We start from the raw sequence: 15,836 nt of genomic DNA, 5'->3' as shown, positions 1-15,836 counted from the left end.
CTCATCGGCCGGAGGCCGAGAAGATGGATCAGGCACCTCTCAGGAGCGGTGCCCCGGACTGAACTCCTCCTGCCCGAGCACGGCCAGCAGGCGGATCTTCTCCTCGGCCTCACTGCTCGGCGCCGCGGTCAGCACCAGCAGCGCCTGCGCCTGGTCCTCGGTGAAGAGCGCCTGGCAGTCGACCTCGATCCTGCCGACCGCAGGGTGGACGAGGACCTTGTGGTCCTCGAAGCGCCGGGCGACCTCGTGCCGCTCCCACAGGTCACGGAACTCGTCCGACTCCGCCAGGAGGATCCCCACCAGCTCTCCCGCCCGTGACGTGTCCCCGGACGCCCCGTGGGCGGCGCGCAGGGACGAGACCAGGCTGCGCGCCTGGCGGTCGTGGTCCTCGGGCGGGTACACGCCGCGGGACGTGGGATCGGTGAACCACCGGTACACGTCGTTGCGGGACCAGCCGCGTGCCGCCGACCGGTCCCCGAAGATCGCCGTCGCGAGGCGGTTGGCGACCAGTACCTCGCCGAGCGAGTTCACGATCAGGGCCGGAGTGTCCTCCAGCCGGTCCAGCACGCGCAGCAGTGCGGGTGCCACATGCGTGTCGGCGGGGTTGCGGCGGGGCACGTTGTGCCCGGCGAGGCGATACAGGTGGTCGCGCTCGTCCGTGCTCAGTCGCAGCGCCCGGCCGAGAGCCGCGAGCATCTGCTCGGACGGCTGCGGTCCGCGCTGCTGCTCCAGCCGCACGTAGTAGTCGACGGACATCCCTGTCAGAGCGGCAACCTCCTCGCGGCGCAGGCCGGGGGTACGGCGCCGCGGGCCCGGCACCAGGCCCACGTCGGACGGGCGGAGCGCCTCACGCCGGCGGCGGAGGAAGTCGGCCAGGGCGGGTCGGTTCATTTCCTCATGGTGCGCCGTCGGCGTCACGGTAGCCAGGGACCGCCGGTCCCCCGATCGCCAGGTCTCTCCCGTCCGGGTTCCGGCGGGCACACGGTGGGGGCATGAACATCACAGGCAGCACCATCTTCATCCCCGGCGCGACGTCCGGTATCGGGCTCGCGCTGGCCCGGCGCCTCCAGGCGGCCGGCAGCACCGTGGTCGTCGGTGGCCGGCGCGTCGAGGTCCTGGACCGGCTGGCGGCCGAGCACGGCTTCGGCACGGTCCGCATCGACGTCTCCGACCCGGACTCGATCACCGCGGCGGCGGCCGACGTCGTGGCCCGCTACCCCGACCTGGACGTGCTGGTCGCCATGGCGGGGATCATGCGGGTCGAGGACTGGACCACCCCTGGCTTCCTCGCGGACGCCGAGGAGGTGGTGACGACCAACGTCCTGGGCCCGATCCGGCTGATCGCCGCGTTCGTCGAGCACCTGCGGACCCGGCCGGGTGCCACCGTCATGACCGTCTCGTCGGGCCTGGCGCACGTACCTCTGCGGCCCACGCCCTCGTACAACGCGTCCAAGGCGGCGATCCACCTCCTGAGCGAGTCGATCCGGCTGCAGCTCGAACCCCAGGGCGTGCGGGTCGTGGAGCTGGTCCCGCCGTCCGTTCGCACGGCGCTGCTGCCCGGTCAGGAGACCTCCGGGCTCGCGATGCCGCTCGACGAGTTCGCCGACGAGGTCATGAGCCTCCTCGCGCGGGAGCCGGACGCGCACGAGATCCTGGTCGAGCGCGTCGGCTTCCTCCGCCACGCCGCTACCCGCGGCGTGTACGACCAGGTGGTCGCCACGCTCAACACCGCGGATCCGCACGCCGCCGAGCCCGACGGCTCCTGACCGCCCGCCGGGCGTGGCGCCGCCTCTCACCCGACCGTGCGCAGGAGGTCCAGTTCCTCGGCGCGGGTCAGGCCCGTGACGGTCGCGTCAGGCGTGGACCGGAGCCAGGTCAGGGTGTCCCGGGCGGTCTCGCTCACGGGCCGTGTCCGCAGACCGGCGTCGTACGACGCCGTGACGTCGTGGGCGAGCAGGCCGGCCCAGTCCGGGTCGTCGATCCACAGGGGCAGGGACCGGTCGCCGGACCAGGGAGCGACCCCGTGCGCCGTGAGCGTCTCGGTCCCGACCCGCACGAGGTCGGGTGACGCCTCCACGCCGGCGGCCACCTGCGAGAGGACCTCGGACCGCGGCACGGGCCGGCCGATGGCGTCGAGGACGCCGGTGCTGCCCGTCTCGGCGCCGTCGACGATCCAGCGGGCCAGGTCGCGTACGTCGATGAGCTGGACGAGCGCATCGACGGGCTCGGGGACCAGGACCGGACCGCCGTCGGCGGCGGCCTCGGCGAAGCGGGCGGGCCAGTAGGTGAAGCGGCCGCTCGGGTCACCGGGCCCCGCGATGAGGCCGGGCCGGAGGACCAGCGACGCCGGGACTCCGGCACGCACGGCGTTCTCGCAGGCCACCTTCATCGCTCCGTAGACCTCCGGACCCGAGGCAGGGTCCTCGTCCGTCTCGATCGCCTCGTGCAGCGGCAGGGTCGCCGGTGTGCCGCCCGGGGTGGTGACGTCGGAGTACACGTTGATCGTGGAGACGAACGTCCAGTGCGCGTCCCCGAACGCGGCAACCGCTCGGCGCACGTGGGACGGGGTCCGCGACACGTCGACCACGGCGTCGGGGGCCTGCCGGGTCAGTTCGACGGGCACGGGATCGTTCCGGTCCCAGCGCACCAGCGACGCGCCGTGGGGCGGGGAGCCGCTGACGCCACGCGCCGCGCACAGGACGTCATGGCCGCGTGCCACGGCCTCGACGGCGACGGCGCGGGACAGGAAGACGGTTCCACCCAGAACAAGGATCTTCATGGGAGGGAGTCCATCAGGCGCCGACGGGCGCGGCCACCTCTTCTGCTGCCCGCAGAAGGAGTCCGGGCCCCGTCCACGGTGCACGTCGCGGCCCTCACGACGGCGCCGGGCGCTGCTAGGATTTCCCCGTCGTGACTGGCGCCATCCGGCCGGACCCGAGCGGGCACGGTGGGACGAGGTGGAGCAACCACCGGGGAGCGACGTACTGTGCCGACGACGGGTCGTTCGCCTGGGCCCGGGGTCACCTCGCCAGAAGGTGCGCACCCCGCCGGGCTCCCGGTCGCGGTGAGGCGGACCCGACGCGAGACCGTCGATGTCAGTGTCAGATCCGACATCTCCTCGGGTTCCGCACCGGGTGAGTGCCTCGTTCCTCGGCTCTCACCCCGCGCTCACCCGTCGTCGATGTCAGTCCAGCCAGATTCGAGGAGACGCAATGAGCGCTCAGACTCCCGACCTTCCCGCCGACGTGATGAACGCGCCGCTCGCACAGGTGGACCCCGAGATCGCCGCCGTGCTCGACGGCGAGCTCGCCCGCCAGCGCGACACGCTCGAGATGATCGCGTCGGAGAACTTCGTCCCCACCGCCGTGCTCGAGGCGCAGGGTTCGGTCCTGACCAACAAGTACGCCGAGGGCTACCCCGGCAAGCGCTACTACGGCGGCTGCGAGCAGGTGGACATCGCCGAGAACCTGGCCAAGGACCGCGCCCAGGCACTGTTCGGCGCCGAGCACGTCAACGTCCAGCCGCACTCGGGCGCGCAGGCCAACGCTGCGGTGCTGCACGCGCTGATCCGCCCGGGTGACAAGATCCTGGGCCTGGAGCTGGCGCACGGCGGTCACCTCACGCACGGCATGAAGATCAACTTCTCCGGCCGCCTGTACGACGTCGCCGGGTACGGCGTCGACCCCACCACCCACCGCATCGACATGGACGCGGTGCGCAAGGCGGCCCTGGAGCACCAGCCGGACGTCATCATCGCCGGCTGGTCCGCCTACCCGCGCCAGCTCGACTTCGCCGCGTTCCGCGAGATCGCGGACGAGGTCGGCGCCAAGCTGTGGGTCGACATGGCGCACTTCGCCGGCCTCGTCGCCGCCGGGCTGCACCCCTCGCCGGTGCCGTACGCCGACGTGACGTCCTCGACGGTGCACAAGACCATCGGCGGCCCGCGCTCCGGCTTCATCCTGACGCGCGAGGAGTACGCGAAGAAGATCGACTCGGCGGTGTTCCCGGGCCAGCAGGGCGGCCCGCTCATGCATGTCGTCGCGGCCAAGGCCGTCGCCTTCAAGATCGCCGCGTCCGAGGGCTTCAAGGAGCGCCAGGAGCGCACCGTGCGCGGCGCGCGGATCATCGCCGACCGCCTCACGCAGTCCGACGTGACCGACGCCGGCGTGTCCGTCCTGACAGGCGGCACCGACGTCCACCTGGCCCTGGTGGACCTGCGCAACTCCCAGCTGGACGGCCAGCAGGCCGAGGATCTCCTGCACGACGCGGGGATCACCGTGAACCGCAACGCCGTGCCGTTCGACCCGCGCCCGCCGCGCGTCACCTCCGGCCTGCGGATCGGCACGCCCGCGCTGGCCACGCGCGGGTTCGGCGACACCGAGTTCACCGAGGTGGCGGACATCATCGCCACGGCGCTGAAGGACGGGGCGACGGCCGACGTGGACGCGCTGGCAGCCCGGGTCGCGAGGCTCACGGCGGACTTCCCGCTCTACCCGAACCTCTGACCTCGACGACCGACCGACATCCCGTGGCCGGGGTTCGCCGGAACCCGGCGGGCCCCGGCCACATCGCTTCCTGGAGAACAGATGAACGCACAGATTCTCGACGGCAAGGCGACCGCCGCCACCATCAAGGCGGAACTGTCCGAGCGGGTGGCCGCGCTGGCCGCCCAAGGCGTGACCCCGGGGCTGGGGACGCTGCTCGTGGGCGACGACCCTGGTTCGCGGTGGTACGTGAACGGCAAGCACAAGGACTGCGCGGAGGTGGGCATCGCGTCGATCCGCGAGGACCTGCCGGCCGAGGCCACGCAGGAGGACATCGAGGCGGCGGTCCGACGGCTGAACGAGGACCCGGCCTGCACCGGGTACATCGTGCAGCTCCCCCTGCCGAAGGGCATCGACACCAACCGGATCCTGGAACTCATCGATCCTGACAAGGACGCCGACGGCCTGCACCCCACCAACCTGGGGCGTCTCGTGCTGCGGGTCAACGAGGAGATCACCTCGCCGCTGCCCTGCACGCCGCGCGGGATCATCGACCTGATGCTGCGGCACGACATCGACCTGAAGGGCAAGGAGGTCGTGGTGCTGGGCCGCGGGGTGACCGTGGGCCGGCCGATCGGGCTGCTGCTCACGCGGCGCTCGGTGAACGCCACCGTGACGCTGACCCACACGGGAACCCGGGACCTCGAGGGTCTGGTGCGTCGGGCCGACGTCGTCGTCGCGGCGGCGGGCGTCAAGGACATCGTGACGGCCGACATGGTCAAGGACGGCGCCGTGCTGATCGACGTCGGCGTCTCGCGTGAGACCGACCCGGCCACGGGGAAGTCGAAGGTGGTGGGCGACGTCTCGGCCGGGGCCCGTGAGAAGGCGTCGTGGTACTCCCCCAACCCGGGCGGGGTCGGGCCGATGACCCGCGCGATGCTGCTCGCGAACGTCGTCGAGATGGCGGAGCGCTCGGCCGGCTGAACCGGCCGAGCGGACGCGAGGCGCCCCGGGCGACGACAGGTGTCGTCGCCCGGGGCGCCTCGGCCGTTGCCGACGGTCAGCCCTGGGCCGGCACCAGCCCCAGGATCTCGACCTCACCCGCGGTCGTGTAGCCGCCGTCGAACTGGTCCAGGATCACGCGGACGGCGTCGGTGCGGATCGTCTCGCCGAGCACCACCTCGGTGACCGGGTGCCCGTCGACGTCACCGTCCACCGCGACCTCCGGCCCGGCCGGGACCCACACCCCGGAGCCGTCACGCACCTCGACCCGGACGGTCTCGGCCCAGCTCCGGTTGCCGCCGTCGCGCCAGAAGTGCACCACGGCGCCGGTCACGTCCCGGTCCTTGCCGAGCTCGAACGTCAGCGTGTCGCTCGGGTTCTTGGTCCCCGAGCGCCAGTTGGACCACGCCTTCTCCTCGAAGACGCCGTTGCGCAGCCCGGCCTCGGAGTAGCCCGGCTCGGTGTACGTCGAGGAGACGGTGACGCCGTCGGCCGTGGCCAGGTTGCCGGTCTCCGGCTCGGTGACCGTGACCTCGGCCGTGGCCGCGATCGTCGCACCGTCGGGCAGCGTCGCCTCGCCGTCGACCACCACGGTCCCGACGACGTCGTACGGGCCACCAGGGCCCCAGGTCACAGGCAGCTCCACGCGGATGCCCGTCGCCCCGACCCCGGTCACGGTGCCGGGCAGCTCCGGCTCGCCGCCCGCGTAGGTGCGGGCCGTCGCCGGCTCCGTCGTGTCGATCGTGTCCACCAGCACCTCGGCCACGGCCGGAACGCGCGATCCGTCCGGCCCGACGGCGGTCCCGGCAACCTCCACGGTGCCGGTCTCGTCCCAGGCCGATGGGTCGACGTCGTCCCAGGTCACAGGCAGCTCGCCGCGCTCGCCGTCGCGGAACACCCCCGTCACGGACTCCGGCAGCTCCGGCGCCAGGCCCGGCACGGTGAACAGGTCGACGGGGACGGTGCCGGACGGCGTCTCGTCGAACACGGTCCAGCGCTGGTTGCTCCCCGCGGTCGGCGTGTACAGCCCCACCTTCGCGCCGTCGGACCGGGCATCGCCCCAGACGTCCGGCAGCAGCCCGGTGGCCACGTTGACCAGTGTGTACGACCCGTCGCCGGTGGTGGAGAGCATCCAGCTCGCCGCCGCGTCGGGCGCCGGGCGCCTGCCCGTGCCAGGGCCGTCCGTCCCGGCCGACGGCGCCTCGGTGACCAGGTCACCGTCCCGCACCGCGAGCCGCTCCCCCGTCGCCACGTTCACGACGTCGTACCAGGCGCGGTGCGACTCGACCGGACGGTGGCCCACGCCGCGGCCGTACGCGTCCCGCACGCGCTCCAGGGTCCACAGCTGGTCCCGGTCGGAGCCGGCCGTGTCGCGGATCACGAGCCCGCCGTCGTCCCCCGGGGCCAGCGCCAGCCCGGAGGCGGCACCGACGAACCGGTACGCGTGCCCGTCCTGGGCGAGCGCGGCGTCACGGGCCACCCCGGACACACCATCGACCAGGAAGGTCGTCACCGACTCACCCGGAACCTCCAGCGTCGCCGAGGTCCCGGACACCGCGACCGGTTCGCCGGCCACGAGGGCACCGGCGGCCGAGGTGACCACGGGGGTCACGGTCGCGCCGGAGGAGATGTCGCGGAACCCCGACAGGTCGATCGTCACCGCCCGTGCGTCCTGGCGCGGGTTGACGTGCACCAGCGTCACGCCCGTGCCGTCGCCCCGGACCGCCGCGGTCGAGTCGGTGTCGTTCGTGGCCACCAGGTGGTCGCCCGGGGTGATGTAGTGCGTGAAGTTGCGGATCGTGTCGAACTTGGAGTTCAGCCGGATGGGGCAGGTCTCCAGGGTGTCGTCGGCGTCGCAGGAGAACGGGACCTGGATGGAGCCCCAGTTCCCGCCGCCGGCGATCTGGGCGTCGTAGTCCTCGATCGGCTGCCACAGCACCCAGGCCGTGGGCTCCAGCTCCCGCAGATCGTCGGTGATGCGGTCGGCGATACCGAGCCCGGGCGCCATCGTCTCGTAGTCCGACGGCGGGCCCCAGTTGCCCTCGACCTCGCTCATCCACAGCGGCTTGGCAGCGCCCTTGGCCACGTCCCGCGCCCCGGTGCGCTGCCCGGTGCCGTACGTGTGCACGTTGAGCTGCGCGACGCTGTCGCGCGCAGCGTCGGACCAGCCCCTCCAGTCGCTGAGGAACTTGCCCGGGTTGGTCTCGTCCGGCGCCGAGATCTTCGCGTCGGTGCTGGTCCCCGGCTTGGCAAGCTCTGCGGCGAGCGCCTCGACGGCCTCCGCCTGACGCTCCGGCCCGGCGTGCGCACCTTCCTGGCGTCCGCCCACGGGCTGGCCGTCGGCGCCGAGCGTGGTGGACCAGTAGTTGGTGTTCGGCTCGTTGAGGGGGTTGACCGTGTCGAACTCGATGCCGTGCGCTTCCTCGACGTGCTCCATGACGCGCACGAGGTAGGTCGCGAAGTCGTCGAGCGTGTCCTGGCGGAGCTGCTCGTCGTTTCCGTCGAATCCGCCGGACACGTAGCCGCTGACGGTCTGGAACCAGGGCGGCGAGTTGCTGAACGCCTCCCAGCGGGTGACGTTCCCCTTGATGGCGTCGACCCACCAGCGCTGGTTGGCGTCGGCGTCCCAGTTCCAGTCGTCGGGGTTGTCGGGGTCCCACCAGTCGCGGTCGTCGACGCCGATGCCCTCGGGGGCCTGCCACCAGCCGGGCATGGTGGCACCGGTCTTCATGTAGTCGTCGCGCACCCCGGGGGCGTTGCCGCCGCCGATGTTGTACCGCGCGATGTTGAGGTTCAGTCCGTCGTGGCCGTAGGTGAGGTCGACCAGGCGGTCGCGGATCTCGTCGGGGTAGTCGCCGGTCGCGTTCGCGGACCAGACCAGGGACGAGCCCCAGCCCTCCCACTCGCCGCCGGCGTAGGAGGGATCGGGCCGGACGGTGACGGTCTCGACGGCGTCCGCCGACGGCGGTGCGGGCTCCGCGACGGCGAGCCCTCCCGCCGTGGCGGCCGTCAGCGCGATCGCTGCCGGGATGGCGAGCCAGGGGCGGCTCGCGCGTGAGGTGAGCATCTCCGGGTTCCTTTCCGCATCGTTGCGGTTCGAGGTGATGGACGACGACGAGGCGTCGACGTCCCGTGGGGATTGCGTCTCGACGGGGCTCACGTCCCGGGTGCGGAACGCGGGCCGGTGGTGGGGTCGGCCCGTGCGGGCACGACGGCGCGGTCCCTGACCGGGGCCACGAGGTGGGTGCCGCTCAGGTCGTGGTGTCGGCGGCGGTCGTGGTGTCGGCGGCGGGGCTCGTCGGGGCGCGCAGCGCGAAGCGTGCCGCGCCCCAGGCGGCGTAGAGCAGCGGCGCCGCGGCGAAGCCGAGACCGGCCGCGGGCCGTGCGACGACCACCGATGCCAGCAGGACCAGCAGCGCGGCGATGCCCGCGCTCAGGTACCAGCGTCGCGCGCCGAGGAAGAGCCCGGCGCGCAGCAGGTCCCGCAACCGGGCGGTGTGCTGCTCCGGCAGGAGGGTCAGCGTGAGGAAGGCGGTCACGACCGTCCCGGCGGTGAGCGTCGCCAGCACCGGGATCACGACGGCGCCGACCGTGCGCCCCCAGAAGAACACGATGTCCACGACGAGCACGCCGACGGCGCCGGTGGCCAGCGCACCGACGGCCAGGCCCCGGCGCAGGTGCCGGCGCCACGCCCGGGCGAACGTGCGCACGGGCGTCGCCGGAGAGTCCCCGCTGAACTCGCCGAACACCGCGAAGGCCGCGGCCAGCGCCGGCCCCGCCAGCGGCGCGGCCACCACCAGGGGCAGCCAGGTCGCGGAGAGGTCGGTCGTGACCAGCAGGAGCACGGCCGGCAGGCAGGCGACCACGAGCAGCACGTTGGTCACCAGTCCGGTGTAGATCGTGCCGAAGACCAGCTCGTAGGTCTCCGGTGCGATGAGCCGGCGCCGGGGCGCGCCGGCCGTGCGGCCCGCCCCGTGCGTCGTCGTCACGCCTGACATCGTCATCCGGCACTCACCCCTTGACGCCCGTGGTCGCGATGCCCTGCACGAAGTACCGCTGGCCGAGCAGGAACACGAGGGCGATCGGCAGCACCGAGAGCACGGAGCCGGCCATGATCAGCGCGTGCTCGGCGTTGTAGTCGCCGACGAAGCGCTGCAGTCCGAGCTGGATCGTCCACAGCTCACGGTCGCGCAGGTAGATCAGCGGCCCGAGGTAGTCGTTCCAGGTCGTGACGAAGGTGATGATCGTCAGCGAGGTCAGGGCGGGCACGGACAGCGGCAGCATGATGCGCCACCAGATGCCGTACTCGGACAGCCCGTCGATGCGGGCCGCCTCGCACAGCGAGTCGGGGATCGACTCGTAGTACTGCTTCATGAGGAAGACCCCGAAGGCGCCGAACGCCTGGAGCAGCATGATCGAGTACAGCGTGTTGGCCAGGCCCCAGCTGGAGATCATCTGGAACTGGGGGATCATGTACGACGCCCACGGCACGGCGATCGTGCCGATGTACAGCAGGAAGAGCGCGTCGCGTCCCGGGAACCGCGTCTTGGCGAAGCCGTAGGCGGCGAAGCTGCCTGTCGTCACCTGGAGGAAGGTCACCGCGACCGACACCGTCATGGTGTTGCGGAGCCAGGTGAACATGTCGCCCTTGATCCAGATGTCGAGGTAGTTGCGCCACCGGAAGGGGTCCGGGATCCACTCGATGGGGGCGGTGAAGACCTGGTTGTTCGTCTTCAGCGAGGAGATGACCATCCAGGCGAAGGGCAGCAGGATGCCCGCTGCCGCGGCGGTCATCGCCACGTAGAGCAGGATGCGGCCGGTGTTCCGGAGCGCGGTCGGACGGGTGGTCATCACGCATCCCTCCGCTTGTTGTAGAGGAACTGCACCACGGTCACGGCGATGCAGATGAGGAAGAGGACGACGGCCACGGACGAGGCGTACCCGAGCTCGAACTGCTCGAAGCCCTTCTGCCAGATGTACTGGCTGAGCACCAGGGTGGACTGGCCGGGCCCGCCTTCCGTCATGACGAGGATGAGGTCGAAGACCTTGAAGCTCTCGATGGTCACCATGACCGTCACGAAGAACATCGTGGGCCGCAGGCAGGGCAGCGTGACGTTCCAGAACCGCTGCCACACGCCGGCTCCGTCGATCCGGGCCGCCTCGTGCAGCTCGGCCGGGACCGTCTGGAGGCCCGCCAGGAACAGCAGCATGTAGTAGCCCATGTAGCGCCACGTGCCCACGATGATGACCGCGGGCATGGCCCAGTCCTTGGAGACCGTCCAGCCGGGCAGTTCTCCGCCCACGAAGGTGCCGATGAACTGGTTGATCGGCCCGTACTCCGGGCTGAACAGCATGTTCCACACCACGGCGATCGCCACGATCGACGTGATGTACGGGAAGAACGCCACCGTCCGGAAGAACGCCGCGCCGCGCAGCTTCTGGTTCAGCAACAGCGCGAGGCCCAGGGACGCCGCGATGGTCAGCGGGATGTGGAACGCGGCGTAGTAGAAGGTGTTGCCGAGCGCGACGTGGAAGCTCTTGTCACCGATGAGGCGCGAGTAGTTCTCCAGGCCCACCCAGTCGGCGTTGCCGAAGATGTTCCAGCTCGTCATCGAGTAGTAGAAGAGCAGGAACACCGGGATGAGGGTGAGCACCGCGAACCCGGCGAAGTTCGGCAGGACGAACGTCCAGCCGACCAGCGCGTTGCGCAGCTTGAGCGACGCCCTGGGCCTCCGCCGCGGCGGCTGGACGGGGTGCGGCAGCCCGAGGGCTCCCGAGTCGTGGTCGTCGACGACGGATGTCGCCATGAGTCGTTCTCCTCGTCGAGGGACTGGCAGGTCGTGCCCGCCGCGCGACGGCGCGGAGCCGTCGCGCGGCGGGCGGTGTCGGTCGGGCGTCAGCCGACCTCGTTGGCGACGCGCTCCTGCGCGTCCGCGATCGCGTCGTCCACCGGGTCGGACTCCGACATGACCGCCGAGTGGAGGTCACCGAGGATCGTCTGGATCGCCGCCGTGTTCGGGCCCACGGGGTTCTCCGGCAGGGTCTCGTGCGTCGTGTAGGCGAACCGCGACAGGTCGTCCTGCGGAACACCGTCGAGCCCGAAGACCGTGTCGGCCACGGTGTCGTCGATCAGGGCGGGCGTGATGCCGATCTCGGCGAGCGCGGCGGCGCCGTCCGGACCGGCCGCGAACTTCAGGAAGTCCTTGGCGGCGGCCACCTTCGACTCGTCGATCCCGGCGTTGATGCCCATGGTGGTGGGGTCACCGAACGTGACCGGGGTGTTGTCCATCCCGGTGGTGGACTCGTCGGCCTGCGGGGCGGGGGCGAGACCCCACTCGAAGGTGTCGGCGTCGCCGGAGGCCTGCTCCGCCACGAGCGTCCCGATGTACCAGGAGCCCATGGTCACCATGGCGGCCTTCTGGGTGCCGAACTGCGACTGGTAGGCGAGCTCGTTGGTGGTGACGGTGGCGTAGCTGGGCTGCGAGCCGTCGTCCTGCATCGCGAGCTGCCGCTCGTAGTACGGCGCGAGGTAGCTGAAGTCGCCGCCGTCCAGCGAGGCGCCGGACTGGGCCAGGGCGAAGCCCTGGACGGTGGACTGCCAGCCGTGCAGGTAGGCGCCGTAGACGTCCTTCTTGTCGATGCCGTCGGTCAGCGTCGCGGCGGCGTCGGCGTAGTCGTCCCACGTCCAGGAGCCGTCCGGGTAGTCCACGCCGGCCTCGTCGAACAGGGCCTTGTTGTAGTACAGGAGCCACGAGTCCTGGCGGTACGGCACGGCGTAGGTCTTGCCGTCGACCGCCATCGACGAGAGCCCGCCGGTGGCCGGGTCGAGCTCGCCGGCGACATCGGAGATGTCGAGCAGCGTGCCGCCCTCTTCGAACGTGACGTAGTTCTTCAGGTTCTTGACGATGAAGACGTCCGGCGCGGTGCCGGCGGCCAGGTCTGCCGTCAGCGCCGTGTCGTAGTCGTTGCCCGCGGGGTATTCCTTGAGCTCCACCGTGACGTCCGGGTTCTGCTCGTGGTAGGCGTCGGCCAGCGTCTGGAACTCCGGTGTCGAGGCGAAATCCCAGCCTGCGAGGCTGATGCTGACGCCACCGTCCGCCTGCTCGGCGTCCGAGGATCCGGAGGAGGAGTCACCTCCGCCGCAGCCGGTCAGGGCGAGCGCCGCCACGGCGGCGGTGCCCACGGAGGTCATGATCTTGCGGTTCATTGCGTACTCTCCTTCGAGTAGAGATCATCCTCGCATCGCGAGGACGACGGTTCTCACGTCGCGTCAGCTCGTGGTTCTTGCGGTGACGGAAGGTCGACGACGGTCCTCGCGCCGTCGGACCAGTGCACGACGACGTCGTTGCCCACGCCGTCGAGAAACTCGATCCGGGGTACTCCTGTGGACCCGGTGGCGGCCTCCGGACCCGCCGCACCGGAGAGCTCGACCGCCGCGGCGAGCCACGTACCGACGGGGACCGGGGCATCCGACCCCACGTACCCGAACGGCACCGCGGACCGCGGACCGAGCGGCGTCGCGTCCGACGGTTCCCGGACCTCGGGCCGCAGGACGTCGGTCAGGGGGACGAGCCGGGAGCGCATCCCGCCCGCCGTCACCGCACCGGGACCGCCGAGCGTGACCTCGTCCCCGCTCACCGCCCAGCCGCTGATCTCCAGCGACCGGGCCACCGGCGCGCCGTCGGGGGCGGCCTCGAGCGCGTCGACGCGCACGAACCGCACCTCCCACGCGCCGCGCACCGCCGAGACGGTGGTGATCGTGCCGGCCGGGGCGGCCGTGCCGGGCCGGCCCGACCCGTGGTCGGGAGCGTCGGGGTCGGCGTCGAGCCAGTGGGCCTGTGCGACGGAGGCGAGCACGGCGGCGGACTCCGCCACCATGCCGGCTCGCAGCGTCCGGAACCCGGTGCGGTGGGTGGCGCGCCCCGTCGCGTCGAGCAGCACCACCGACTGGTCCGCCGGGCACGTCCAGGCGTGGGGGTCGAGCAGCGGGGACGTCGCGGTCGAGTACCCGAACCGCGCGTAGAGCGGCGAGTCGCCCGTCCCGTCGCCCTCCCGGGCGTGGTCCGTGCCGTGGTTGACCACCCGCACCACGCCGTCGGCGGCGGTGGACGACACCGCCCAGCCGGGGGCGGTCATCACCGTGAGCGCGTCGTGCTCCTCGACGGGAAGCGGCTCGGACGGTGCCGTCCACGCCGGGTGGTCGGCCGGGAGTGCGAGGCCGAGGAGTCCCTTGGCGGCCCAGTAGGGGGATCCCGTGCCGCTGTAGCTCTGGGCGATCTGACGCCACTCGTCGTACCAGCCGAGGGTGAGCAGTCCGTCGGGACCGGGCACGCCGTGGTCGACGAAGTGGCCCACCATGCGGGTGGCGGCCTGGCGCAGCAGGCCGGGCGACGTGCTCGGCACGCCCGCGATCGCGCCGGCCCAGAACGGCCCGGCGGCCGCGAACCGGTAGGTGAGCGACCGGCCCTGGATGAGCGGGCTGCCGTCCGCGCCGATGAGCCGGGCCGCGTCGCGCAGGTACCGGTCCAGGTGTGCGACGTCCCGGTCCCGGCGGGTGACCGGCGTGGTCCCGGAGCCCGCGCCGGACACGGGTTCGCCCGCCTCCACGGCGCCGGACATCCGGGCCCAGAGCACGGGATACAGGTGCAGCGCCCAGCCCGCGTAGTGGTCGTAGGACCGCTCGTCGCCGTCCGAGAACCACCCGTCCGCCCGCAGGAACGAGTCGTGTGCCGCCAGGTCGGCCGCGATGTCGTCCGAGGAGCACGGCCCACCCACCGACCGGAGGAACGTCTCCACGACGATCCGGAACCACACCCAGTTGCAGTGGGGGTAGGTGTCGTCCCCGACCACGGCGCTCAGGTAGTCGACCACCTGCTCGCGCACCACGGGTGCGAGGCGGTCCCAGATCCACGGCCGTGTCATGTCCAGGATCACGGCGATCGAGGCGGCCTCGACCTTCGCCTGAGGGTGCTCGACGGGCGTCACCCAGCGCTCCGGATGGTCCGGGTCGGTGCCGGTGGCCAGCCCGGCGGCGTAGCGCTCGGCCAGGTTGAGCGGATCCGCACCACCTTCCCCGGCGAGCCGGAACCCGGCGGCCAGGAGCGTCCGGGCGTATCCCTCGAGCCCGTCGACCGCCCTCCCGTAGCCCCCGGACTCGCCCGGCAGCGTGATCAGGCTGCCCGACGGCGACGCGTGGCGCAGCGCGGAGGTCAGCAGCCCGTCAGCGTAGGCCCCGAGCTCGGCCCGGGTCATCCCGTCGCGGCCGTGGCGGGGACTCGTCGGCGCGCTCATGCGCTCGTCTCCAGGCTCTCGCGGGTGACGGGTGAGAGCGGATCCTCACCGCGCGCGTACCGCTCCAGCTCGTCCAGTGCCGAGGAGGTCATCCTGCGCGTCTCGGTGCCCAGGGATCCCGCGATGTGCGGAGTGACCATGACGTTCGGCAGGTCGTAGAGGGCGGAGTCCGCGGGCAGCGGCTCCGGGTCCGTCACGTCCAGGATCGCGAAGAGCCGCATCGCCTCGCACTCGGCCTCGAGCGCCGCCGTGTCCACGACCATGCCGCGGGCCGTGTTGATCAGCGTGGCGCCGTCGGGCATCAGCGCGAGCTCGCGCGCCCCGATCAGGTGGCGGGTGCTCGGCAGGGCCGGGGCGTGCAGTGACGTGATGTCGCTCGCTGCGAGGACCTCGTCGAGGCCGGTGAGCCGCGCGCCCGCCGCCTTGACCTCGTCGCGGTCGGCGTACGGGTCGGAGACCAGCACCTCGCGCGTCTCCAGCGCGGCCAGCCGCTCCACGACGCGGCGCCCGGTGCGCGAGAACCCGACGATCCCGATGGTCCGGTCCCGGTTGGACAGGTCACCGAGGCCGTCGACGGACCAGTCGTCCCGCGCCGTCCGGGCACGTGCGGCGAAGAAGGGCGCGCGCTTGCCGGCCATGACGATCGCGGCGAACGTGAACTCGGCGACCGGCACGGCGTTGGCGTCGACCGCGTTCGTGACCAGCAGGTCCCGCTCCCAGACGCCCTCGGTGACCACCGGCTTGACGGTTCCCGCGCAGTGGATCACGGCGCGCAGCCCGGGGGCGGCGTCGAGCACGTCCGCGGTCAGCTCGGGGGCACCCCAGGACGTGAGGAGTACCTCCACGTCCGCCAGCCGCTCACGCGCCGCCGGCTGGTCCAGGCTCGCCACCTGCAGGGGCTCACCGAGTCCGGCCAGCTCCGAGAGCCGGGCGTGCTCGGCGGGGCCGAACTGGGTGCGGTACGTGGCGTCGGACATGGCCAGCAGCACCTCGGGTCGGTTCACCTGGACGCCCTCCATCGCTATCTCCGTTGATCGCTGATCGCTGATCGCCGTTCGG

General features: G+C 72.0%; 12 protein-coding genes and 1 riboswitch. Of the genes, 3 read left to right on the top strand and 9 right to left on the bottom strand.

Going from position 1 to position 15,836, the window contains the following annotated elements:
- Positions 1-39 precede the first annotated feature (39 nt).
- Positions 40-891, bottom strand: coding sequence for a helix-turn-helix transcriptional regulator (locus HGK34_RS00535; protein WP_201844612.1), 852 nt, complete (start codon positions 889-891; stop codon positions 40-42).
- Between the two features lie 101 nt (positions 892-992).
- Between HGK34_RS00535 and HGK34_RS00530 the strand changes: the two genes are divergently transcribed.
- Positions 993-1,766, top strand: coding sequence for an SDR family oxidoreductase (locus HGK34_RS00530; RefSeq protein WP_201844611.1), 774 nt, complete (start codon positions 993-995; stop codon positions 1,764-1,766).
- 26 nt (positions 1,767-1,792) lie between these two features.
- On the opposite strand, the gene HGK34_RS00525 is transcribed toward HGK34_RS00530, so the two are convergent.
- Complete coding sequence (locus HGK34_RS00525; protein WP_201844610.1) at positions 1,793-2,779, bottom strand: NAD-dependent epimerase/dehydratase family protein; 987 nt, start codon at positions 2,777-2,779, stop codon at positions 1,793-1,795.
- 121 nt (positions 2,780-2,900) lie between these two features.
- Positions 2,901-3,021: riboswitch (ZMP/ZTP riboswitch) on the top strand.
- Between the two features lie 191 nt (positions 3,022-3,212).
- Between HGK34_RS00525 and glyA the strand changes: the two genes are divergently transcribed.
- The gene (gene glyA / locus HGK34_RS00520; RefSeq protein WP_280517822.1) at positions 3,213-4,505 is read left to right on the top strand and encodes a serine hydroxymethyltransferase; all 1,293 of its coding nucleotides are present in this window, start codon (positions 3,213-3,215) and stop codon (positions 4,503-4,505) included.
- Between the two features lie 81 nt (positions 4,506-4,586).
- Complete coding sequence (locus HGK34_RS00515; protein ID WP_201844609.1) at positions 4,587-5,468, top strand: bifunctional methylenetetrahydrofolate dehydrogenase/methenyltetrahydrofolate cyclohydrolase; 882 nt, start codon at positions 4,587-4,589, stop codon at positions 5,466-5,468.
- Between the two features lie 76 nt (positions 5,469-5,544).
- On the opposite strand, the gene HGK34_RS00510 is transcribed toward HGK34_RS00515, so the two are convergent.
- The 7 genes from HGK34_RS00510 to HGK34_RS00480 form a co-directional block, all read right to left on the bottom strand.
- Entirely contained in the window at positions 5,545-8,553 is a 3,009-nt protein-coding gene (locus tag HGK34_RS00510) for an RICIN domain-containing protein (RefSeq protein WP_201844608.1), read from the bottom strand.
- 184 nt (positions 8,554-8,737) lie between these two features.
- Complete coding sequence (locus HGK34_RS00505) at positions 8,738-9,475, bottom strand: DUF624 domain-containing protein (RefSeq protein WP_201844607.1); 738 nt, start codon at positions 9,473-9,475, stop codon at positions 8,738-8,740.
- 22 nt (positions 9,476-9,497) lie between these two features.
- Positions 9,498-10,337 (bottom strand): carbohydrate ABC transporter permease, encoded by an 840-nt coding sequence (locus tag HGK34_RS00500; RefSeq protein ID WP_201844606.1) that lies wholly within the window; start codon positions 10,335-10,337, stop codon positions 9,498-9,500.
- Positions 10,337-11,293 carry a carbohydrate ABC transporter permease gene (locus HGK34_RS00495; protein ID WP_201844605.1) on the bottom strand — a complete coding sequence of 319 codons (957 nt, stop codon included), beginning with the start codon at positions 11,291-11,293 and terminating at the stop codon, positions 10,337-10,339. The genes HGK34_RS00500 and HGK34_RS00495 overlap by 1 nt, the downstream gene beginning before the upstream one ends.
- Before the next feature lie 89 nt (positions 11,294-11,382).
- Positions 11,383-12,693 carry an ABC transporter substrate-binding protein gene (locus HGK34_RS00490; RefSeq protein WP_201844604.1) on the bottom strand — a complete coding sequence of 437 codons (1,311 nt, stop codon included), beginning with the start codon at positions 12,691-12,693 and terminating at the stop codon, positions 11,383-11,385.
- A gap of 53 nt (positions 12,694-12,746) precedes the next feature.
- Positions 12,747-14,777, bottom strand: a complete 2,031-nt coding sequence (locus tag HGK34_RS00485) for a DUF2264 domain-containing protein (protein WP_201844603.1) — start codon at positions 14,775-14,777, stop codon at positions 12,747-12,749.
- Positions 14,774-15,781: a hydroxyacid dehydrogenase gene (locus tag HGK34_RS00480; RefSeq protein WP_307815597.1), complete on the bottom strand. Its 1,008-nt coding sequence runs from the start codon at positions 15,779-15,781 to the stop codon at positions 14,774-14,776. Before HGK34_RS00480 ends, HGK34_RS00485 begins: the two co-directional genes overlap by 4 nt.
- Positions 15,782-15,836 lie beyond the last annotated feature (55 nt).

This window comes from Myceligenerans indicum, assembly GCF_016742955.1.
Lineage (GTDB): Bacteria > Actinomycetota > Actinomycetes > Actinomycetales > Cellulomonadaceae > Myceligenerans > Myceligenerans indicum.
This window is presented reverse-complemented; position numbering and strand designations above follow the sequence as displayed.